At 64.3% G+C, this 22825-nt stretch carries 19 protein-coding genes; 3 read left to right on the top strand and 16 right to left on the bottom strand.

The window, feature by feature from the left end; translation table 11 throughout:
- Positions 1–97: 97 nt before the first annotated feature.
- Positions 98–2212: a TonB-dependent receptor family protein gene (locus ACEF39_RS00095; RefSeq protein ID WP_500286511.1), complete on the bottom strand. Its 2115-nt coding sequence runs from the start codon at positions 2210–2212 to the stop codon at positions 98–100.
- Positions 2213–2383: 171 nt separating this feature from the next.
- Between ACEF39_RS00095 and ACEF39_RS00090 the strand changes: the two genes are divergently transcribed.
- From ACEF39_RS00090 to ACEF39_RS00080, 3 genes are all read left to right on the top strand, one after another.
- A complete protein-coding gene (locus ACEF39_RS00090; protein ID WP_025875527.1) occupies positions 2384–3586 on the top strand; it encodes an amino acid aminotransferase in 1203 nt (400 codons plus the stop codon).
- A gap of 332 nt (positions 3587–3918) precedes the next feature.
- Entirely contained in the window at positions 3919–4935 is a 1017-nt protein-coding gene (locus tag ACEF39_RS00085; protein WP_500286510.1) for a class 1 fructose-bisphosphatase, read from the top strand.
- Between the two features lie 108 nt (positions 4936–5043).
- Positions 5044–5754: a 2OG-Fe(II) oxygenase gene (locus ACEF39_RS00080; RefSeq protein WP_500286509.1), complete on the top strand. Its 711-nt coding sequence runs from the start codon at positions 5044–5046 to the stop codon at positions 5752–5754.
- A gap of 30 nt (positions 5755–5784) precedes the next feature.
- Here ACEF39_RS00080 and ACEF39_RS00075 read toward each other — a convergent pair whose 3' ends face one another.
- From ACEF39_RS00075 to dnaA, 15 genes are all read right to left on the bottom strand, one after another.
- Positions 5785–6897 carry a PA0069 family radical SAM protein gene (locus ACEF39_RS00075; RefSeq protein WP_099819427.1) on the bottom strand — a complete coding sequence of 371 codons (1113 nt, stop codon included), beginning with the start codon at positions 6895–6897 and terminating at the stop codon, positions 5785–5787.
- Positions 6898–7199: 302 nt separating this feature from the next.
- The gene (locus ACEF39_RS00070) at positions 7200–7943 is read right to left on the bottom strand and encodes a pyridoxine 5'-phosphate synthase (RefSeq protein ID WP_500286508.1); all 744 of its coding nucleotides are present in this window, start codon (positions 7941–7943) and stop codon (positions 7200–7202) included.
- A 9-nt stretch (positions 7944–7952) separates the two neighbouring features.
- Positions 7953–8213: a hypothetical protein gene (locus ACEF39_RS00065; RefSeq protein WP_500286507.1), complete on the bottom strand. Its 261-nt coding sequence runs from the start codon at positions 8211–8213 to the stop codon at positions 7953–7955.
- Between the two features lie 40 nt (positions 8214–8253).
- The gene (cls, locus tag ACEF39_RS00060) at positions 8254–9714 is read right to left on the bottom strand and encodes a cardiolipin synthase (RefSeq protein WP_500286506.1); all 1461 of its coding nucleotides are present in this window, start codon (positions 9712–9714) and stop codon (positions 8254–8256) included.
- 147 nt (positions 9715–9861) lie between these two features.
- Positions 9862–10275 (bottom strand): ExbD/TolR family protein, encoded by a 414-nt coding sequence (locus ACEF39_RS00055; RefSeq protein ID WP_025875547.1) that lies wholly within the window; start codon positions 10273–10275, stop codon positions 9862–9864.
- 3 nt (positions 10276–10278) lie between these two features.
- Positions 10279–10704 (bottom strand): ExbD/TolR family protein, encoded by a 426-nt coding sequence (locus tag ACEF39_RS00050; protein ID WP_500286505.1) that lies wholly within the window; start codon positions 10702–10704, stop codon positions 10279–10281.
- A gap of 56 nt (positions 10705–10760) precedes the next feature.
- Positions 10761–11522 carry a TonB-system energizer ExbB gene (gene exbB, locus ACEF39_RS00045; protein WP_164280584.1) on the bottom strand — a complete coding sequence of 254 codons (762 nt, stop codon included), beginning with the start codon at positions 11520–11522 and terminating at the stop codon, positions 10761–10763.
- A 94-nt stretch (positions 11523–11616) separates the two neighbouring features.
- Positions 11617–12285 carry an energy transducer TonB gene (locus ACEF39_RS00040; RefSeq protein WP_500286504.1) on the bottom strand — a complete coding sequence of 223 codons (669 nt, stop codon included), beginning with the start codon at positions 12283–12285 and terminating at the stop codon, positions 11617–11619.
- A gap of 143 nt (positions 12286–12428) precedes the next feature.
- Positions 12429–13616 (bottom strand): tetratricopeptide repeat protein, encoded by a 1188-nt coding sequence (locus ACEF39_RS00035; RefSeq protein ID WP_500286503.1) that lies wholly within the window; start codon positions 13614–13616, stop codon positions 12429–12431.
- 131 nt (positions 13617–13747) lie between these two features.
- Positions 13748–14554 (bottom strand): M48 family metallopeptidase, encoded by an 807-nt coding sequence (locus ACEF39_RS00030; RefSeq protein ID WP_025875555.1) that lies wholly within the window; start codon positions 14552–14554, stop codon positions 13748–13750.
- 71 nt (positions 14555–14625) lie between these two features.
- Entirely contained in the window at positions 14626–15456 is an 831-nt protein-coding gene (locus ACEF39_RS00025; RefSeq protein WP_500286502.1) for a CPBP family intramembrane glutamic endopeptidase, read from the bottom strand.
- Positions 15457–15523: 67 nt separating this feature from the next.
- Positions 15524–17983, bottom strand: coding sequence for a DNA topoisomerase (ATP-hydrolyzing) subunit B (gyrB, locus tag ACEF39_RS00020; protein WP_500286501.1), 2460 nt, complete (start codon positions 17981–17983; stop codon positions 15524–15526).
- 112 nt (positions 17984–18095) lie between these two features.
- Positions 18096–19190: a DNA replication/repair protein RecF gene (recF, locus tag ACEF39_RS00015; protein WP_500286500.1), complete on the bottom strand. Its 1095-nt coding sequence runs from the start codon at positions 19188–19190 to the stop codon at positions 18096–18098.
- Between the two features lie 926 nt (positions 19191–20116).
- The gene (dnaN, locus tag ACEF39_RS00010; RefSeq protein ID WP_005411731.1) at positions 20117–21217 is read right to left on the bottom strand and encodes a DNA polymerase III subunit beta; all 1101 of its coding nucleotides are present in this window, start codon (positions 21215–21217) and stop codon (positions 20117–20119) included.
- Between the two features lie 276 nt (positions 21218–21493).
- The gene (gene dnaA / locus ACEF39_RS00005) at positions 21494–22825 is read right to left on the bottom strand and encodes a chromosomal replication initiator protein DnaA (protein WP_089241915.1); all 1332 of its coding nucleotides are present in this window, start codon (positions 22823–22825) and stop codon (positions 21494–21496) included.

The raw sequence follows: 22825 nt of genomic DNA, 5'->3' as shown, positions 1-22825 counted from the left end.
GCCAAGGCCACCGATTTACGGGGAGTGCCGGCCGCTGGCCGGCAACCTCCTGAAGTCCTGCACGGAGCGATGCCGGCCAGTAGCCGGCACTACCGCTTCAGCGCCATGACCACTGCAGGCCCACGCTGGCGCGGCGGTCCGGCCCCGGTTCGAAGAACCGGCCGTTGCCATCGTTGACGATCACCGAGCCGATGTAGCGCTGGTCCAGCGCGTTGTCGATACGCGCGAATGCACGCAGCTCACCGGCCTGCAGCCCCCAGCTGCGCCCGGCCTCCAGGTTCAGCAGCGCGTATCCCGGGGCGCGCTCGGTGGCGATGTCGTTCACCACCACGTCGCTGCTGGCGGCAGCTTCCAGCGCCCACTGCCAGTCCCCCGGCGACCATTGCAGGCGCGCATACGCCTGCTGCCGGGGCACGCCGGGGAGGCGGCTGCCGGCGGCAACCACGGTGTCGGGCACGGCACAGTTGCTGGCCGCACAGGCCAGGTAGGACGAGCGCACTTGCGCCTGCAGCCAGGTCCAGGCCAGCTGCAGCTCCAGCTGTTCGGCCAACGGCTGCCGGTACTGCAGCTCCACACCTTGGCGGCGGGTGCGGCCGATGTTGCGGTAAGTGCTGCGGCCGTTGGTATTGCTGGCAACGGCCAACTCATCGTCGGTATCTGCACGGAACAGGCTGATATCCAGCTGTCTTCCATCCTGCGCGTGCCACTTGCTGCCCACTTCCAGGCTGCGGCTGCGGGCGGCCGCAAGATCCAGCGCCAGCCCGGCCTGACCGTCGGTGCGGTAGCCCAGCTCGTTGAATGTCGGCGTTTCAAAGCCACGCCCGATCGCCGCGTGCAGGCGCCACTGCGGGCTTGCCTCGAAGCTGACACCCGCCACCGGCGTGGTGGCCTGGTAGCGACGGCGACCACTGTCGTCCGGGTTGCGCCCGACGATGTAGCGATCACCCGATTCGAAGCGCACCGCGCTGTGGCGCACCCCGGCCAGCAGCGACCAGCGCGGGCTCCATTGCCACCACGCCTGGGCGAACTGGTCCACGTTCTGCACGATGTCGATCTGGTCGCGACGCAGGCGGCCGCGTACCCCCACGGTGGTGCCGACGAAGTTCTCATAGCCGGTGCGGTGCTGGCGCTGGCGATCGGCATTCACGCCCACTACCAGATCCAGCGGGCGGCCCCACAGATCGCCGTTCCAGCCCCAGCGCGCGTCCAGCCCGCCGTAGCCGCTATCCAGGTCGATCACGCCACCGGCGTGCAATGGGTTGGCCTGCGGTCCCGGCGGAATCGGCAGGTACTGGATCACCGCGCGCTGCCCGGCATAGCCCATCAGCTGCCAGCGCTGCGCACCGGCTTCACGGGCCCAACGCAGGCCGGCCTGCTGCTGGCGCACTGATTTGCGGGTGTTGTACTGGTGGGCCACCGCCGTGGCCTGGCGCGGATCGGCCGCCACCTGCGCGCGGGTCAGGCCCAGCGGGTCCTGCGCGTTGGGCGCGTGCAGCGCGTTGTGCAGCAGTTCCAGGCGGCCGCCAGCGAACTCGGTGCCCAGGCGCGCGTTCAACGACTCGCGGCGCGCACGGCTGTGGTCACGCCAACCGTCGGTGCTGAAATGGTTGGCGGCCACGTTGTAGTCGATGCCCTTTCCCGCCCCGCGCAGCTGCCCGCCGACGCTGAGCGTGTTGTCGGCGCCGGCATTCACCCGCACCCGCCACGGGTCACCGGCCTGGCCCTGCGCGCTCCACACCTGCAGCACGCCCCCGGACGAATTGCCGTACAGCGCCGAGAACGGCCCGCGCAGCACCTCGATGCGCTCGGCACCGAGCAGGCTGGCGTGCGACAGTTGGCCCTGCCCATCGGGCATGGTCGCCGGTACGCCGTCGATCAGCACCCGCACCCCGCGCACGCCGAAGGTCGAGCGGGCGCCGAAGCCACGGATCGACAGCTGGGTGTCCTGCGCGAAGTTCTGCCGGTCACGGGCCAGCAGGCCCGGCACCCCGCCCAGCGCCTCGGACAGCTGCGCGTTGGGGCCGGTACGGTCGGCGTCGATCCACACCGTATCCAGGCTGGCGGGCAGGGCAAAGGGATCCACGCCCGGCACCCGCGCAGCCTGCACCTGCACAGCCGGCAGGGCGGCCGGCGAGGGCGCGGCCGCCACCGCCAAGGGCGACAGCAGCAGGGCGGACAGCGGCAGGCAATGACGTCGTGCGGCGGGATTCATGATTCAGGTTGATGGATCGGGCGGCAACGCACGCCATGGTACGGGCAGGCGGATGACGATGGCGGCGGCCAGCCCCGGCTGGCTTTGTTACGATGGGTCGGTTTCGGCCGACAGGCCGCAAGCCGCGTGGCGCAATTCCTCCCCCTTTCCGTCTACCGAACGAGTACCGCCGTGTCCTTCTTTGCAAACGTGGAACTGGTCCCAGGCGACCCGATCCTGGGCCTGACCGAGGCGTACAACGCCGACAGCCGCCCGACCAAGGTCAACCTGGGTGTGGGCATCTACTACGACGAGAGCGGCCGCATTCCGCTGCTGCGCGCCGTCAAGCAGATCGAGCAGCAGCTCGCCAACGAAGCCAAACCGCGCGGCTACCTGCCGATCGATGGCCTGCCGGCATACACCCAGGCTACCCGTGAGCTGGTGTTCGGCAAGGATTCGCCGCTGCTGGCTGCCGGCCGCGTCACCACCGCACAGACCGTCGGTGGCAGCGGTGCGCTGCGCGTCGGCGCCGACGTGCTGAAGAAGCTGCTGCCGCACGCCACCGTCGCGCTGAGCAACCCGAGCTGGGAAAACCACCGCGCGGTGTTCAGCGCCGCTGGTTTCGAGGTGGTGGATTACACCTACTTCGACCCGACCACCCATGGCGTCAACTTCGACGGCCTGCTGGCCGACCTGGGCAAGCTGGAAGCGGGCACCGTGGTGCTGCTGCACGCCTGCTGCCACAACCCCACCGGCGCCGACCTCACCGTCAGCCAGTGGAAGCAGGTCGCACAGCTGCTGAAGGACCGCCAGCTGTTCCCCTTCATCGACATGGCCTACCAGGGCTTCGACAAGGGCATCGAGCAGGACGGCGCCGCGGTGCGCATCATCGCCGAGGCCGGCATCGACAGCTTCATCGTCGCCAACTCGTACTCCAAGTCGTTCTCGCTGTATGGCGAGCGCGTGGGTGCGCTGTCGATGGTGGCGCCGACCGCCGCTGACGCCAAGGCCGTGCAGTCGCAGGTCAAGCGCGTGATCCGCACGATCTACTCCAGCCCGTCCACCCACGGTGCTGCACTGGTTGCCGGTGTGCTGACCAACCCGGAACTGCGCGCGATGTGGGAGCAGGAACTGACCGAGATGCGCGAGCGCATCCACGCCCTGCGCCAGGGCCTGGTCGAGAAGCTGGCCGCCGCCGGCGCCCCGCAGTTCGGCTTCATCAACGAGCAGGCGGGCATGTTCTCGTACTCCGGCCTGAGCCGCGAACAGGTCGAGCGCCTGCGCGACGAGTTCGGCATCTACGCCGTCGGCACCGGCCGCATCTGCGTGGCCGCGCTGAACCAGAACAACCTGGAATACGTCGCCAAGGCCGTGGCCACCGTCGCCAAGGGCTGAAGCACCACTCCAGTGGTTTGAAAACAAAGGCGCCGCAAGGCGCCTTTGTTTTTGCACCTGCCTTGCCACACCCACCGCGCTCGCGGCACACCCTGAAGCGCGCGGGAGGGGGAGGCAATGCAGGACCGTTGGCGCCATGGATGGCGCCATCGAGCTTACATGGACGTACTTGCAGCGTGTCCTGCATTGTCTCCCCCTCCCCCGCGCCTCGACGAAGGGAAGGCGCCACGACCGCAACGCCTCTGGAAACGATTACGCCTTCCCCCGCTCACCCACGCGCAAGTCAGACCAGCGACAATAGGCGTTTCCCCGTTGCCGAGACCTGCCCGCCCATGTCCCGTACCTCGTTGACCCGCTTCCTGATCCAGCAGCAGCACGCCGGCCGCATCAACGCCGACCTGCGCCAGCTGATCGCGGTCGTCGCCCGCGCCTGCACCAGCATCTCCATCGCCGTCAGCAAGGGCGCCCTCGGTGGCGTGCTCGGCGAGGCCGGCACCGGCAACGTGCAGGGCGAAGCGCAGAAGAAGCTGGATGTCATCAGCAACGAGATCCTGCTGGAAGCCAACGCCTGGGGCGGTCACCTCGCTGCCTGTGCGTCGGAGGAAATGGACCACAGCCAGCCGGTGCCGGACATCTACCCGCGTGGCGATTTCCTGCTGCTGTTCGATCCCCTTGATGGCAGCTCCAACATCGACGTCAACGTCTCCGTCGGCACCATCTTCTCGGTGCTGCGTTGCCCGACCAACGTCGAACTGCCTGGCGATGACGCCTTCCTGCAGCCGGGCAGCAAGCAGATCGCCGCCGGCTACTGCATCTACGGGCCCAGCACGCAGCTGGTGCTGACTGTCGGCCACGGTACCCACGCTTTCACCCTCGACCGCGAAACCGGCGAGTTCCTGCTGACCACCGAGAACATGCAGATCCCGGCGGCCACCCAGGAGTTCGCCATCAACATGTCCAACCAGCGGCACTGGGAAGCGCCGATGCAGGCCTATGTGGAAGATCTGCTGGCCGGCAAGGACGGCCCGCGCGGCAAGAACTTCAACATGCGCTGGATCGCCAGCATGGTCGCCGACGTGCATCGCATCCTGACCCGCGGCGGCATCTTCATCTACCCGTGGGACAAGAAGGAACCGGGCAAGGCTGGCAAGCTGCGCCTGATGTACGAAGCCAACCCGATGGGCCTGCTGGTGGAGCAGGCGGGCGGCGCTGCCTGGACCGGTCGCGAGCGCATCATCGACGTGCAACCCGACCAGCTGCACCAGCGCGTGCCGGTGTTCCTCGGTTCGCGCGAAGAGGTCGCCGAGGCCGTGCGTTATCACCAGGAGCATGACGCGAAGAGCGTCTGACAGCGGCCATCCCTATAGCGGTCATGGCAGATTGATGACATGACCGCAGGGTGACAGCTGCAGCTGCAAACGGCACCATCAAGCCCTTGCCGTCGAAGGAATGCACGCATGCACGAGCCGGGCCCTGTCGATTTCATCGAGGTCATCCACAACGCCGTCCCCAGCGACGTGTGCGCTGCGATCGTCGCGCGCATGCGTGCAAGCCAGGGCCTGAAACCCGGCGCAGTGGGCAGCGGTGTGTTCCCGGAACTCAAGCACAGCAAGGATCTGCGGATCAGCGGCGTGGATGGCTGGCAGGATGTGGACCAGCAGCTGCAGCAGGCGGTTTTTGCCGGTCTGCAGACTTATCTACGCCGTTATCCACAGGCATTGATCGCGCCGCTGATGTTGCAGATCCAGGACAGCAACGGCCAGCCGCGACGTCTGTCGGCCGAGGATTTTCCCGACATGGCGCCGGAGCAGCTCGCGGATCTGGCGCGCACCTGCCTGCGCCCCGGCGCGATCAACCTGCAGTGGTACGCAGCGGGCGAGGGCGGTTACCCATACTGGCACTGCGAGCTGTACCCGAAGGACGCGCAGGCCGAGACGCTGCACCGCCACCTGCTGTGGACGTTGTATCTCAACGACGACTTCGACGAAGGCGAAACCGAGTTCCTGTTCCAGGGCCGGAAGATCGCGCCGCGTACCGGCAGTCTGTTGATCGCGCCGACGGCGTTTACTCATACCCATCGTGGGAATCGGCCGCAGGGGGGCGACAAGTTCATCGCCACCAGCTGGATCCTGTTCCAGAGTGCGCAGAAGTTGTTCGGTGGCGGCTGACCAGTTGCACCGCGCTGTGACCGCCGCTACCTAGAACAGACTGCCCTGCGGCGTATCCACCTTCGGCGGCAACGGCTTCTCGAACCGGCTGCAATCCAGCTTCGGCCAGTGGCTGTTCTGCGCGTTGAAGCCCAGCCGCTTGCGCGCCAGCTTGAAGCGGTTGTTCAACAGCTCCGCATACACGCCCTGCCCGCGCATGCGCGTGCCGAACTGACTGTCGTAATCCTTGCCGCCGCGCAGCTGCTGGATGGTGCTCATCACGTGCGCGGCGCGATCCGGATGATGAGTATCGAGCCAGTCGCGGAACAACGGCGCCACTTCCAGCGGCAAGCGCAGCAGCACGTAGCCTGCAGTACTGGCACCGGCATCGTGCGCAGCCTCCAGAACAGCTTCCAGTTCGCTGTCATTGATCCACGGAATCACCGGCGCCACCATCACACCGACGGGAATGCCCGCTTCATGCAGGCGCTTCATCGCACGTAGGCGCGCATGGGGTGCCGAGGCACGCGGCTCCAGTTTCGCCGACAGGTGCGGATCCAACGAGGTCACCGAGAAATGCACGCTGACCAGGTTCTCCGCCGCCAGCGGTGCAAGCAGATCGATATCGCGCTCGACCAGCGCGTTCTTGGTGATCAGCGAGAACGGATGCTTCGTCTCCAGCATCACTTCGATCAGCTGACGGGTCAGCTTGAACTTGCGTTCAATCGGCTGGTACGCGTCGGTGTTGATGCCCAGCGCGATCGGTTGCGGCACGTAGCCCGGCTTCGACAGTTCCTTGCGCAGCAGTTGCGGCGCGTTGGTCTTGGCAAACAGCTTGGTCTCGAAGTCCAAGCCAGGCGACAGGTTCAGATAGGCATGCGAGGGGCGCGCGAAGCAGTAGGAACAGCCATGCTCGCAGCCGCGATACGGATTCACCGACTGGCTGAAGCCGACGTCCGGCGAGTTGTTGCGGCTGATGATGCTGCGCGCGGTCTCCGCACGCACTTCGGTGCGCAGGCGCGGGGCGAGGAACTCCTCGCTTTCGTCCACTGCCCAGCCATCGTCCACTGCCTCGCTGACGGTGCTTTCGAAGCGCCCGGCAAGGTGGGACGTGGAACCCCGGCCCTTGATGGCGGCCTGGGCGTTGCGAGGGGGGTGCTGCATGTTGCCCTCCGGCCGTTACGGAATATTAGTATTATTGCTAACCACAGGCAGCGCAAGCGGCCAGGATTCACGTAGCTGTAGGCGCGCAGGCCCATAGGACCGCATGTTGACCCCAGACTTGTCCACAGGGCTGCGGCTTGCGACCCGTGGCTTGCGACCGGGCACGCGCTATCGCCGCGGCGGGCCCAGCATGGGCCACGGGTGTCTCAGCAACTGCGATGGGAAGATCGGTTACAGGGGCGAATGCCAGGCCGGAATACGGCGACCTGCCGCACGTCTTCGGGGTTCAGTCCCATGCACTGCTACAGCAGTGCCAGGTAACCCTTCACCGTGGCATCCAGGCCGTCGTACAGGGCTTCGCCGATCAGGGCGTGGCCGATCGAGACCTCCAGCACCTCGGGCACAACGGACAGGAAGTCACGCAGGTTGTCCTGCGACAGATCGTGCCCGGCATTCACCCCCAGGCCGACGGCCTGTGCACGGCGCGCGGCGGTGGCGAACAGTTCCAGCATGGCCCGGGCGTCGCCGGCAGCATGGGCCTCGGCATACGGGCCGGTGTACAGCTCGATGCGGTCGGCGCCGACATCGGCGGCCTGTTCCAGCAGCGGGTTGCCGGCATCCACGAACAGGCTCACCCGGCAGCCCATTGTCTTCAGCTCGGCCACCAGCGGGCGCAGTCGCTGCGCATCGCGCTCGAAGTCGAAACCATGGTCGGAGGTGATCTGGCCGTCGCCATCGGGAACCAGCGTGGCCTGTTCCGGGCGCGTCTGCGCGCACAGCGGCAACAGGCCGGGGTAGCCTTCACGCGGCGGCGCGAACGGGTTGCCTTCGATGTTGAATTCGACGCCCCGCGCGCGGGTCAGCGCCGACAGTGCCAGCACGTCCTCGGCGGTGATGTGGCGGCGATCCGGCCGCGGGTGCACGGTGATGCCATGCGCCCCTGCATCCAGACAGGCCTGGGCGGCACGCACCACGTCCGGTTCGGCACCGCCACGCGAGTTGCGCAGAACGGCGATCTTGTTGACGTTGACGCTGAGCTGGGTCATGGAACGGGACTACGGGGAGTAAGAGGGAGGGTCGCTGCCATCGGCCGGAGCCACCTTGGCCTGTTCGCGCAGACGCCGCAGTTCATCGCTGTCCACCAGTGTCGCCGGATCACGCTGAAGGTCGCCAAAGCGTGCGACGTAACGGCCGCGCACCCACGCCAGCAGGAAGGCGAGGGCGCCCAGCAGGGCCAGTGACATCAGCCCCATGTTCGGTGTTTTCAACGCAAAGGCGAAGCAGCCCAGCGCCAGCAGCAGGTACAGCCAGTACATTGTCAGTCTCCCCGGGCCACCGCCGCAGTGTAGCGCTGCCTCACAGCAGCGGCGAGGCCAATCGCGCAAAGGCTTCGGGCAACCGATGCAGCCACAGCGAGCGTCCTGCCTGGTCGTGTACGCGGGTGGCGCGCTCGAACTCGGACTGCAGCAACGTAGACAGTTCTGCTACCCGGCCACGGTCGCTGATCATCATCGACAGCTCGAAATTCAGGCGGAAGCTGCGGTGATCGAAGTTGGCGCTGCCGACGATACAGACATCGTCGTCGGCGATGAACGCCTTGGTATGCAGCATGCGCGGACCGTACTCATAGATCTTCACTCCCGCATGCAGCAGTTCGTCGAAGTAGGAGCGTGCGGCCTGGGTGACGAACCAGGAGTCGCTCATCTTCGGCACCAGCAGGCGTACGTCCAAGCCACCGAGCGCTGCTGATGTCAGCGCCATCCGCGCCGCTTCGCCGGGTACGAAGTAGGGGGTCACCAGCCAGACCCGCTCACGTGCTTCCTGGATGGCGGCCACATGCAGTCTGTGGATCGTCTCCCATCCCGAATCCGGGCCGGAGACCAGCACCTGCGCGTCGATCGCGCCGTCGCCGCGCAGGGCCATGTCGCTCGGCCACAGCCGGGCGATATCGAACCGCGAGTGGTCCTGGCCACTGGCGTACAGCCAGTCCTCGGCAAACACCAGCTGCAGGCTGCGCACCACGTGCCCGCGCAGGCGCATGTGCAGATCGCGATATGCATTCGGGTTGCGGCTTTCGTCTTCGTCGTCGGTGATGTTGATTCCGCCGGTGAAGGCCAGGCGGCCGTCGACGATCACCAGCTTGCGGTGCGTGCGCAGGTTCAACCAGGGTCGCTTGAATGGCTTCAGCAGTTGCCGCGGATGGAACCAGACCACTTCCGCACCGGCATCCAGCAGGGGCTGCAGGAAGCGCTGGCGCACGGCGGAGGAGCCTACCGCGTCCAGCAGCAGCCGCACCTGCACACCGACGCTGGCCCGTTCCAGCAAGGCATCCCGCAACGCGGTGCCGGCGTAGTCGGGATTGAAGATGTAGTACTCCAGATGCACGTGATCACGCGCCTGCGCAACCGCTTCCAGCAGCGCGGCATAGGTGGCCGCGCCGTCGACCAGCCAGGTCACTTCGGTGGCGGTGCTTGGCGCCAACCCGGTGGTCGCCTGCGCGATCTTGGCAAGCTCGGTGCAGTCGGCATCAGGCGGGCAGACATCGCTGTAGTGCTCCATGCCCGAACGCGCACGCCCGCGCCGCAGCCGTTGCCGCTTCACCTTCTGCGGCCCCAGCAGGTAGTAGATGAAGAGGCCGAGGTAGGGCAGCAGCGCCAGCGACAGGATCCAGCTCAGCGTGGCCACCGGCTCGCGCTTCTGCAGCATGATCCAGCCCGTCAACGCCAGCAGATACAGCAGATAGGCCACCGCCAGGATCGTTCCCAGGTGGGCGATGCCATCAAGCCAATGGCGCACGGAATCGAAGAGGGCGAGCATCCGCCGATCATAGCGGGGACAGGCACCGGCCAGAGGCATTCATTGCCAACGTCGTTGCTGGGAAGACGCCAGCACGCAAAAAAAGACGCCCCTGTTTCCAGGGGCGCCTGCAGTCGCGTCATGACTGATGTATTGCGGTGTAGCGATTTACTGCTGCACGAAGCCGATCTTCTTCATCTGAGCATTCTTCGCGGCGGCCAGAACCTTGGCCATCACGTCGTACTCCGAATCCGGGCTGGCATCGATCCGCAGTTCCGGTTGGTTGGTCGGGTCACGCTGGACCTCCTGCTCCATCCGCTGCTGCAGTTCATGCGTACCGATCGGGCTGTTGTTCCACGAGACCTGGTTGCTGGCGTCGATCTTCAACTCGATCGGCGGCGGCGGTTCGACCAGCTGCGGCGGTGGGTTGAGCACGCGCTGCGGCAGGTCCACGGCGATCGGGTACGTCATGATCGGCGCGGTGACGATGAAGATGATCAGCAGCACCAACATCACGTCCACGAGGGGCGTGACGTTGATGTCTGCCATGGGGCCTTTGCCACCACCACTACTGAATGCCATGGCTTATTGCCCCTTCTCTTTGGTCGCCACGAAGCCGACGTCCAGCATGCCCTGTTCCTGCGCGACCTTGGTCATCTCATTGATGACACGCATCTTGGTGGTGCGGTCACCACGCAGGTTCAACGGCGGCTGCGGGGTCTGCTGGGCGGCGGTCGCCAAGCGCGACTCGAGAGTCTGCTTGTTGATCTCTTCGTCGTTCCAGTAGATCGAACCGTCTTCCTTGACTGCCAGGGTGATGGGACCCTTGCGGTCGTTGGTGTCGTCCGGCTTCTGGACCAGGTTGGCCTCCGGCAGATCCACCTTGACCTTGTGGGACATCAGCGGCGCCGTGATGATGAAGATGATCAGCAGCACCAGCATCACGTCCACGAGGGGCGTAACGTTGATGTCGGCCATGGGGCCGCCGCTGTTACCACTACTGAAAGCCATAACGGGCTCCGTCTAGATCTTGGTGACTACGTTCTCGCGGGTACAGCGCGTCGCAATTAGCGGACGCGCGAACCGGTGGCGAAGAAGTCGTGCAGGTCGTGCGCGAAGGTATCGAACTTGCTGATGGTCGCGCTGTTGATCTTGCTGAAGAAGTTGAAGGCGAACACGGCCGGGATCGCGACGAACAGACCGATGGCGGTCATGATCAGTGCTTCACCCACCGGGCCGGCAACGGCGTCGATCGAAGCGGAGCCGGTGGCACCGATCTTGATCAGCGCGCCGTAGATGCCCCACACGGTACCCAGCAGACCGACGAACGGAGCGGTTGCACCGACGGTAGCCAGCAGGGTCATGCCCGACTGCAGCTTGTTGCTTTCGCGGGTCACGGCCTGGCGCAGAGCGCGGTCGACGAACTCCGAACGGCTCAGGTTCTCACCCACGCCGCCGACAGCGCCGCCTTCAGCACGCTGGTGGTGCGCAGCAGCCTGGGCAGCGTCCAGTGCGATCTTCGAGAACGGCTCCGACGCCGGCTGCTCTTCCATTGCACGGATGGCGTCCTGCGCGTTCGGGGTATCCCAGAACAGGCTGACGACGCGATCGGCGGCGCTCTTCAGGCGGGTAGCACGGAAGATGTTGATGACGGTCCAGTACCAGGACATGGCCGACATGATGACAAGGGTCAGCAGCACGACCCAGGAAACCGCGAAATCACCCGGCTTGGTGGTCATTTCGTGGATCAGGTGCTCGAAGCCCATCTGCGACAGGGCGTTGGACGGATTGCCCCCGGCAGCAGCGGCGATGAAAATTTCCTGCAGCATGACGCTTACCTTTGTTGTGTGTGGTGATAAAGGGTGTAGCTAAGCTAAACAATCGAACTGGAGGCGAGGGTGGCCAGGCGGCCACCCGGGCACATCAGTTCAGCGCAAAGTTGACCGGGACGCGAACGCGGCCAGCAGCCTTCTTACCGCCAGCTTCGGCGGCGTTGAAACGCCACTTGCGGGCGGCTTCCATCGCAGCACGGTCCAGATCGCGGTTACGGCTGGACTTTTCCACCGTGACATTGGTGACGTTGCCGCTGGCATCGACATCAATGATCAGGATCACTTCGCCCTGGATACCAGCGCGGAAGGCGGCCGGCGGATAGCGCGGCGGATTCATGGCCTTCGACGAGATGTCCACGCTGGCCTCGATCGAGGTCGGCGGTGCCGGTGGTGCCGGCGGCGACGGCGGGGTGACGATATCGTTCGGGCGCGGTTCCGGCACGTCGACGACCGGCGCCTGCGGCGGCGGCGGGACGGGCGACGGCTTCGGCGGCGACAGATTCTTCACCGGCGGCGGCGGGGTGTCCTGCGGCGGCGGCGGCGGCGGTGGTGGCGGCGGCGGCGGCGGTGCGTCGACGATGGTCACCATGACGTTGCGCTCCTTCTCCGCCACGGCCTTGGGAGCCACGGCAGGAATCAGAAGCATCATGAAGGCGGCCAGATGCAGGGCGATTACAAACGCGATACCGACGATGCGAGGCCAGCTCAGCCCCGAGTCATCGGGTTGTTCGTACCGGTGAACGACTAGTTGTTCCGTCATGCGCCAAGAGCTCAATAGTGGGGCCGGAATCCCGGGGGCGGGATCCCTGATCAGCGGTGCATGACACCGCAGGAACCTCCAAGCTTATACCAATCCTGAGCGCTTGCGCATCAACTGGGCAGGCGTTCAGGCGTTATTCCCACTTACTTCAGGTTGATGATTTTCTTGGCATCAGCCTGGTTCTTCACGCCCTTCGCCAGCGCCTGCTGGGCGGCCTGCTTGGCCTCCGGGACACGACCTTCACTGTGCAAAACGCGTGCCAGATTCAGGTAGGTCTCACCGTCCTTGGAGAGCGGGGCGGCCTTCTGCCACGCGTCGATCGCCTGCGGCACCTGGTCGGAGTAGTAGTAGGACTGGGCCAGTGCCAGGTAGACCTGGTAATCCGGCTTCAGGATGCCCTTCTGCAACCCTTCGTTGATGACCGCGATGACGTCCTTTTCCTTGTTCTCGGTGTTGGCATAGATCGAGTACAGCTGCTTGTACTCGCGCTCTTCGGTGAGCTGACCGCTGCTGCGCAGCTTGTCCATCACCGCGGCGGCCTTCGGCATCTGGTCGGCCTGCATGTACATGTTGGCCAGGTTCAGCTGCGCTTTCTTGTCATTCGGGTTTTTGGCAGCCAGCGCTTCGGCGGCCTGCACGGCCTCACCGGTCTGGCCAGCTTCGGACAGCGCGGCCATCAGCAGCTGGTTCCAGTTGTCCTTCGGCTCGGCGGCGCCGGCGATGGCCTGCTTCAGCACCGGGATCGCTTCCTGGTAGCGCTCCAGCTGGTACAGCGCCTGGCCCTTGATGATCAGCTCTTCCGGCTTGGTCGACTTGCTCTCGGCGAAGTACTTGTCCAAGGTCGCCAAGCCTTCGGCGGTCTGGTCTTCCTGGATCTGCAGCTGGCCCAGCATCAGCATCGACTGGAAGTGCCCGTTGTTGTCCAGGCCGTTGAACTGCAGCACCTGCTTCAGATACGCGATAGCGGCGGCGGTGTCGTCGGTCTGGTAGGCGGCCTGGGAGGCGAGCTGCGCGGCCAGCGACTTGTCGTACTCGTTGGCGCCCTCGGCGGCCAGGATCTCGTCGGCCTGCGTGCGGGTCTCCGGGAACTTTTCCTTGTTGTAGCTGTCAATCATCTTCTGCAGCTTGCTGCCCAGCTTGGCCGACGACTTCGCTGCCGGTTCCTGGCGGGTCGCGTTCGGGAACAGCACTTCGGCCTTCGCCTGCTTGCCGCCGCGGTTGCCACGCTCGGACGAACGCGAGGACTGCGCGAACGCGTCAGTGACCACCGCGCCGGTCAGGGCAGTGGCGATGAGGACGGAAAGCACAGCTTTGTGGTTACGGAAAATCATCGTTCACCTCGATCGAACCGCCGGTAGCGGCAAAGTCGGACTGTCAGAAAAATCTGAGCCGCCAAACGTATCAGAAACAGATGGCGTGAGAAATCGTTTTATGTGCTGCAATACAGCATGAATCTGCGCACTCAGCCACACTTTGGACGGCGTCCGGCGGCTTGGGCCTGCTGGTAGACGGGGCCGAGCGCCGGTACATCACGCTGCAACTCCCTGATCCGATTGGCTGGATCGGGATGCGTGGACAACCATTGCGGGCTGCGACCGCCACTGGCGGCCATCATGTTCTGCCACAGATCGACTGCCTGGGCAGGGTTGAATCCGGCCTCTGCCATCAACCGCTGACCGATTACGTCAGCCTCGCTCTCCTGGGTCCGTGAGCCGGGCAACAGGAACGCCGTCTGCGCCCCCATCCCGCCGAGCTGGTTGACCGTGCTGGCCGCGCCTTCGCCGCCATACGCGCCGGCCAACGCCCCCAGCACCGCCAATCCGGTCTGCGCACCCATCTGCCGGGTGATGCGCTCTTCGTGGTGGCGGGCGATCACATGGCCGATTTCATGGCCGATCACCGCGGCCAGCTGATCCTGGTTCTTGGCGACACTGAAGATGCCGGTGTTGACCCCGACCTTGCCGCCGGGCAGGGCGAAGGCATTGGGTTCCTTGTCGACGAACACCGCCGTCTCCCACCGTACGCCACGGTACTGAGGCGGCAACTGTGCGACCAGCGCGTTGACCACGCATTGCACGTAGCCGTTCTGGCGGCCGTCGCTGCTGATCTTCTCCTTCTGCTTGGTTTCGGCGAACGCCTGCGCACCCAGCTGATCCAGCTGTGCCTGCGACACACCGCCCACCATCTGCCGACGGCCGGTGGGTGAAGTGGTGGTCGCGCAGGCGCTGACCAGAGTGGTGATGACGATAGCCAACAGCAGTTGTTTCATGGACCCACCCCCGTGTTCAGAAGCCCAGTGTGTAACGGGTCGGCTTAATCTTTCGTCAAGCGGACAGAGCCTTACGTTGCCCCGAAAAACACCAAGGCTGCAAGCGCCACGGCATTGTTCAGTGCATGTGCGGCGATCGCCGCCCACAAGGTGCCGGTGCGGCGGTACAGCCAACAGAACGCAGCGCCCATGCCGCCATAGACCAGCCATAGCTGGGCAGTACCGAGCAGGGAGTTCTTGCTGACTCCGGGCACTTCATGGACCAGGGCAAAGGCCAGGCTGCTGAGGACAATGCCAAGCCATGGACGCCCGGCCTGCCAGAGGCGCCCGAACAGAACGCGACGGAACAGCAGTTCCTCGTAGGCGGGTGCCAGCACGATTGCAAACAGCGCCAGGAATACAGGGAAGCGCGCGATCGCGTTCTGCATCAGTTCCAGATTGGTGGGAACCGGCTCGATGCCCATCTGCTTGGCAAGGAAGGCAATGCCGTTGCTTCCCAGCACGATCAGCAATGCGACCAGCAGAGTCCAGCCCCAGGTGGAAGGTCGCTGCAGAGCCTGGCGCGAATGTTGGCGCTCGGCGGCATTGGCAGGGCGTCGCCAGAAGTAGACCAGCAGGGCCGCACCACCGGTGGCGATCAATGCCATCAGAATCTGCCCCAGCGCACCGGGTTGGCCAACAGAGGCGGTAGCACCGGCGGCAGCGCCTTGCGCATTGGCCGCGCTGATCTGCAGGCTGCGGTAGAGCCCCCATATCGCCCCGCAGACGACACTCAGACCGAACAAGGCGACTGTCGCGATTCCCAGATCGATGAAGAAGCCCGCCAGCGGCGAGGACGCGCGGGGCGTGGCAGTAGCCGGTGGGACCGGCGGCGGAGCGGAAACCGGGGCGGAAGCGGACATCGATTACCTGCGATCAAGGGACAAAAGCCGGCGCGCCTCCCCGCGCGCCGACCGCCATCCGATTGTGTCAGATATCCAGGTTGGCGACCTTCAACGCGTTGTCTTCAATGAAGTCACGACGAGGTTCGACCACATCACCCATCAGGGTGCTGAAGATCTGGTCAGCGGCGACCGCATCTTCGATACGCACCTGCAGCAGGCGACGGGTCTCGGGATTCACGGTGGTATCCCATAGCTGCTCCGGATTCATTTCGCCCAGACCCTTGAATCGCTGGATCTGACGGCCGCGCTTGGCCTCGTCAAGCAGCCAGTTGCGGGCCTGCGCGAACGATTCGACCTCGATCGACTTGGCGCCACGGGTGATGACCGCGCCTTCGCGGACCAGACCGTGCAGCAGCTGCGCTGCCTGGTGGATGCCGCGTAGTTCGCCGCTTTCCAGCGCGGACAGCGGCAGCACCTGGATGTGCTGTTCGCCCATGTGGCTGCGCGTGACCAGCACTGCAGCCGGACGCTGCTCGTTGGGTTCCTGCAGTTCCAGGGTGAAACGGGCGCTGCCGAGGTTGCCCTGGTTGAGGTGCTTGGCCAGCGTGTCCAGGCCTTCACCAGGACCTGCATTGCGCAGGTTTTCCAGCTCCAGCGGCATGAAGTCGACCAGCGCTTCGAGCAGGTTGCGATCGTAACGGTGAGTATTGCGGTTGATCGTGTCCTGCGCGGCAGCATAGGCGAGCAGCAGCTTTTCCAGCGCCACGCCATCGATCGGCGGCTCGCCGCTGGCCGGCACCAGCCCAGCGTTCTCCACCGCGCTGCTGGCCAGATAACTGTCCAGTGCCGGATCGTCCTTCAGGTACAGCTCCTGCTTGCCCTGCTTGATCTTGTACAGCGGCGGCAGGCCGATATAGACATAACCGCGCTCGATCAGCTCCGGCATCTGACGGTAGAAGAACGTCAGCAGCAGGGTGCGGATGTGTGCGCCGTCGACGTCGGCGTCGGTCATGATGATGATCTTGTGGTACCGCAGCTTGTCCGGGTTGTACTCGTCGCGACCAATGCCAGTGCCCAGCGCAGTGATCAGCGTACCCACCTGGTCGGACGCCAGCATGCGGTCGAAGCGTGCACGTTCCACGTTGAGGATCTTGCCGCGCAGCGGCAGCACCGCCTGGTTCTTGCGGTTGCGGCCCTGCTTGGCCGAACCACCTGCCGAGTCACCCTCGACGATGAACAGTTCGGACAGCGCCGGATCCTTTTCCTGGCAGTCGGCCAGCTTGCCCGGCAGGCCGGCGATATCCAGCGCACCCTTGCGGCGGGTCAGGTCACGCGCCTTGCGCGCCGCTTCGCGGGCACGGGCAGCGTCGACGATCTTGCCGGCGATGGCCTTGGCTTCGTTCGGGTTTTCCTGCAGGAACTCTTCCAGGCGCTGGCCGAATGCGCTTTCCACGGCCGGGCGCACATCCGAGCTGACCAGCTTTTCCTTGGTCTGGCTGGAGAAGCTCGGGTCCGGCACCTTGACCGACAGCACCGCGATCATGCCTTCGCGCATGTCATCGCCGGTCAGGTTGATCTTGGCCTGTTTGGCGATGCCGTTCTGCTCGATGTAGTTGTTGAGCACGCGGGTCAACGCGCCACGGAAACCGGCCAGGTGGGTACCGCCGTCCTTCTGCGGAATGTTGTTGGTGAAGCAGTACATCGTCTCCTGGTAGGAGTCGGTCCACTGCAACGCCACTTCCACGGTGATGCCGTTGGATTCGCCGCTTACCGAGATCACGTTCGGATGCAACGGCGTCTTCAGCTGCGCCAGATGCTCCACGAAGCTGCGGATGCCGCCCTCGTAATGGAAGTCGTCGCGGCGGCCATCACCACGCTCGTCCACCAGCACAATCTTGACGCCGGAGTTGAGGAAGGACAGTTCGCGCAGGCGACGGGCCAGGATGTCGTAGTGGAATTCCACGTTGTCGTGGAAAGCCTTTACCGAGGGCCAGAAGCGCAGGGTGGTGCCGCGCTTGGTGCTGGGCCCGACCTGCTTGAGCGGATGCAGTGCTGCGCCATCGGCGTATTCCTGCTGGTAGTGGAAACCGCCCTGGTAGATATCCAGGACCAGCTTCTGCGACAGCGCGTTGACCACGCTGACGCCCACGCCATGCAGGCCGCCGGAAACCTTGTAGCTGTTGTCGTCGAACTTGCCGCCTGCGTGCAGGACCGTCATCACGACTTCGGCGGCAGACACGTCGCGGTCGAGCTTCTTGCTCATCTGCTCGTGCTTGCCCGTCGGAATGCCGCGACCGTTGTCGGACACTCCAACCGAGCCGTCGGCATGGATCGTCACCGAAACGTGGTCGGCATGGCCGGCGAGGGCTTCGTCGATCGAGTTGTCGACGACCTCGAACACCATGTGATGCAGGCCGGTGCCGTCATGTACATCGCCGATGTACATGCCTGGGCGCTTGCGGACAGCCTCCAGGCCTTCCAGGGCCGTAATGCTGTTGGCGTCGTAGTTGCCGTTGTTTGCCGGGGTGTTCTGTTCGTCGGTCATTGCGCTTGCCGTAGGCTCCGCAGGTCGGACACCGCTTTGAGCGATGTGCCGAGAATGAAGGGATAGCAGCCTGAATTATACCAGCCGGGGCTGAGCGGCCTTGCCGTGCTCACTATGGCACAGCCACGATCTGTGCATGTTCCACGTGGAACCGGGTGATGTTGCTCAACGTCTCCAGTGCCGCAGGCGTTTCTGTTGCGGTGATGAATATCTGCGCCGGCGCCACCAACAAGCGGTGCAGTACCCGGGCCTGGTGGGTGCGATCCAGCTCCGAAGCCAGGTCGTCGAGCGCGATGACGGGCCACTCGCCGCGCTGCTCAGCGTAATCCTCCGCCTGAGCCAGCAGACAGGCGAGGGCGGTGAGCTTGGCCTGGCCGCGCGAGAGCGCATCGCGGCCTGGAATGCTGTGAAACGCCACGCTCCAGTCTGCGCGGTGCGGGCCCAGCGAGGTGTAACCCGCCTGACGGTCGCGTTCGCGCGCCAGCAACAGTGCATCGGCCAGTGGAACCTCGCTTCGACGCCAGCCGGGGCTCAGGTTCATGCCCACAATTCCCAGCTGAGGAGCCAACGCCTCGGCCAATGCGATCGTCCGGGACTGCAGCCGCTCCAGGTAGTGTTGCCGACGACTGGTCAGCGGCTCTCCCGCCTCGGCCAGCTCGTGATCCCACGTATCGAGCATCCGCGACGGCCCACCTTGCTTGAGCAGGGCATTGCGCTGCTTCAGAGCTCGCGAATAGCGCCGCCACAGGGAAAGGAAGTCTGGTTCCACGTGGAACAGGCCCCAATCGAGGAAACGTCGGCGCGGTTCACCACCACCGCTCACCAAGGCGTGGCTACCTGGTTCAAAGGTGACCACCGCCAGAGCGGCACACAGGTTGCCGAGCTGAGCGACGTCTTCGCCGTCCAGGCGCCCCTTCCACTCCTGTCCACTGTGCCGCAGGCCCGCTTTTCGCCGCTGCGCGGGCAGATCACCGCGTTGTTCGTCCCATTCCACGAAGACTTCCAACGCTTCATGGCCCTGACGCACCAGGCCGTCGCGTACCCGCCCGCGGAAACTCCGCCCATAGGCCATCAGATGTAGCGCTTCAAGGACGCTGGTCTTGCCAGCGCCATTGTCACCGGTCAGCAGATTCACCCCTGGCTGGGGCGACAGCTCCACCGCATCGAATCGACGCAATTGATGGAGGGCAAGACGACGAATCTGCATGGGATGCGACAGACCATCCGCACATGGCGGTAGAGGGGCGGGGAATCACCCAGCTTACTGCATTGGTCAAGCCAGCCGTCATGGCTGGACGTGGCCCGCGATCAGTGAGCCCTGGCGGTGCCGGAGAACACATGTTTCACGTGATCGGGAGTGTGACTGCCAGCGACTGACGATGGGACAGCGGCCGAAATCGTTCAAATCCAGCAGCCTGCCCAAGCTCACGGGGCCCAGATTTCAGCAATCCGGCGGCCCTTGCACGCGCGCCAGGCTTGGCGATGCGCCGCAGTGGCCGTCAGTACTCCGAAAATTCTTTGAAATCTGCTGACAGCGGCCCTGCCAGGTTCCACAGATTTCAAGAAATTCGAAGCACCCGTTCCACGCCATCCACAGAGGGACTGTATGACTTATACACAAGGTGTGGGCGAACTGTGGATAAAAAAGGCACTTTTCCCTCGCGTAAAAACTATCCACAGGTTCCCCCCCAGGCTTGATGGCCTATATACAGGGGGTTTCAGCCCTATAAACTTCTTTTAACTCAAAAACATAGCCTACTTTTACATGAAATCTGGCCCTACCATCACCACCAAGCTTTTGATTTATACCCAGATTTAGAAGCTAGGGAGGCCCAGACTTTCCGCGAACGAGGCCTGTGGACAGAGAGGTCGGCATGCGGGGCAAGTCGCCTGATTCAAAGACCGCTCTCTGATCGCATCCAAGCGGTCTCAGCATTCCTGCAGGGCTGGAACTACTCGGCTGGATCCACGACAGCGCGAATCCCACGCGAGAGCGGGGAAGCCTGGAACTTCTCATCAACCACAAGCCCGAAGGTGCCAGAAAGATCCGGCACCGATGCTCCACGTGGAACAAAAAAAAGACGCCCGGGGAATCCCGAGCGTCCATGTGTTCCACGTGGAACTACGCGAAGGTCAGAGACGCAACGGCATCACCACATGACGCGACTTCTCGCTGCTCGATTCACGTACCAGCGCCGAGGAGTTGGAGTCGCGCAGCTGGATGATCACTTCTTCGTCGCGCAGCGCGGAGAGGGCATCCAGCAGATAGTTCACGTTGAAGCCGATAGCCAGATCGCTGACCGTGGTGTCGGCTTCGATTTCTTCCTGGGCTTCTTCCTGCTCCGGGTTGTGCGCGCTGATCTTCAGGTTGCCCGGCGAGACTTCCACGCGGATGCCGCGGTACTTCTCGTTGGACAGGATCGCGGCACGCTGCAGCGAGGCGCGCAGTGCTTCACGGTCGACCTTCACTTCACGGTCGGCACCGATCGGAATCACTGCCTCGTAATCCGGGAAGCGACCATCGATCAGCTTCGAGGTGAAGGTGACATCGTCGCGCTTGACGCGAACGTGGCTGCGGCCGACTTCCAGCTCGATCTCGCGATCGCCGCTTTCCAGCAGACGCTGCAGTTCGGTCACGCCCTTGCGCGGCACGATGATCTGGCGCTTGGAACCGCTGGGCTTGGCCAGATCGGTTTCGCACAGTGCCAGGCGATGACCGTCGGTCGCGACGGTGCGCAGGGCATCGCCGCGCAGGTCGAACAGCAGGCCGTTGAGGTAGTAGCGCACGTCCTGCTGGGCCATCGCGAACGCCGTGCGCTCGATCAGTTCCTTCAGGGTGGCTTCGCCGATGGCAACGCGCTCGGTGGCTTCCACCTCGTCTACCGACGGGAAGTCGTTGGAGGGCAGGGTGGCCAGGGTGAAACGGCTGCGTCCTGCCTGCACGGTGATCTTGTCACCGGTCTGCGAGACGGTGATCCGGCTGCCATCGGGCAGGGCCCGGATGATCTCGAACAGCTTGCGGGCGGGAATGGTGGTTTCGCCGTCCTGGGCATCTTCAACCGCGATCCGCGACACCATCTCCACTTCCAGGTCGGTACCGGTCAGCGACAGCTGGCCGTTCTGCACCTGCACCAGGAAATTGGCCAGAACCGGAAGGGTCTGGCGGCGTTCGACCACGTTGACGACCTGTGCCAACGGCTTGAGAAAGGCTTCGCGCTGCAGTGTGAAACGCATGTGGTTCCGTGCCCCTATGCTTTAAAAAAATGTGGAATAAATCAAAAGCTTGGTGGTGCTGGTAGAGCCAGAATCGCTGGAAAACACAGCTAAGTCTTTGTAAACAAAAGGGTTTCAGGCTTCGAAACCCTCTGCATTACCAGCCCCCAAGGGGTGGGGAAAGCTGTGGATAAATCTTCCGCGAAATCCAACGGCATTTTTATCCACACCCTGTCCCGCGCTTGCTACCGGATTCTGCACCGTTTTATGCGGTGACGCCTCATCGGCGTACGTGCATCATTCGCTCAGCTTCCGGATCAGCTTGTCCCAGTCCTCGCGGAGCTTGCCGTCGGCTTCCATCAGGGTGCGGATCTGCCGGCAGGCATGCAGCACCGTGGTGTGATCGCGACCGGCAAAGGCGTCGCCGATTTCGGGCAGGCTGTGTTCGGTCAGTTCCTTGGTCAGCGCCATGGCAACCTGGCGCGGACGGGCCAGCGACCGGGTCCGACGCTTGGACAGCAGATCCTTGATCTGCAGCCCGTAGTAGTCGGCAACGGTTTTCTGGATGTTGGGAATGCTGATCGCCTGCTGCTGGGCGCGCAACAGGTCGCGCAGGGTTTCCTGGGCGAATTCGGTGGTGATCGCACGGCCAGTGAAATTGGCGCGGGCGGTCAAGGTATTCAGCGCGCCCTCGAGGTCGCGCACATTGGAGCGCATCTTCTTGGCAATCAGGAACGCAACGTCATCGGGAATCTCGGCACCACGTTCGCGGGCTTTGGCCAGCACGATCGCAGCGCGGGTCTCGAAGTCCGGCGGCTCGATCGCGACCGACAGGCCCCAGGCAAGACGCGACTTCAGGCGCGCTTCCAGGCCTTCGACTTCGCGCGGATAGCGGTCGCAGGTCAGGATGATCTGCTGCTTGCCATCGAACAACGCGTTGAAGGTGTGGAAGAACTCTTCCTGGGTGCGGTCCTTGCCTGCGAAGAACTGGATGTCATCGATCAGCAGGGCGTCGACCTGCTGGAACTGGCGCTTGAACTGATCCATGGTCTTTTCCTGCAAGGCCCGGATCATGGCGCTGAAGAACTGTTCCGAACGCAGGTACAACACCTTGGCGCCCGGATTGGCCTGACGCATCGCGTTGCCAGCGGCGAACATCAGGTGGGTCTTGCCAAGGCCGGTGCCCCCGTACAACAGCAGCGGATTGTGCGCGCGGTCGCCCGGCTTCTGCGCCGCTTGGAATGCTGCGGCCAGGCCCAGCTGGTTGCTGCGGCCTTCGACGAAGTTGGCGAAGGTGTAGTGGTTGTCCAGGTTGCCGGCGAACGGGACCTGCGGCTGCACCGGGGCCTGCGCCGAATGGCTGGAAACCGGCGCGATCTGCGCGTCCACGGGCCTCGGGCGCGAGCCGATTTCAAGAAAAACGTCGCCGAAACCGGCAAAGTGGGTGACCAGCTCGCGGATCCGCGGCAGGTACAGTTCGCGCACCTGATCGACAATGAAGGCATTCGGTGCATACAGCACCAGGCTGTCAGCGCGCAGGTCGGCCTGCAGCGGCTTCAACCAGGTGTGAACATCCTCGGGCGGGAACTCCGCCTCAAGTCGTTCGAGACTACGTGACCAGGCATCCAT

Source organism: Stenotrophomonas indicatrix (genome assembly GCA_041545745.1).
Taxonomy (GTDB): Bacteria; Pseudomonadota; Gammaproteobacteria; order Xanthomonadales; family Xanthomonadaceae; genus Stenotrophomonas; species Stenotrophomonas indicatrix_A.
This window is presented reverse-complemented; position numbering and strand designations above follow the sequence as displayed.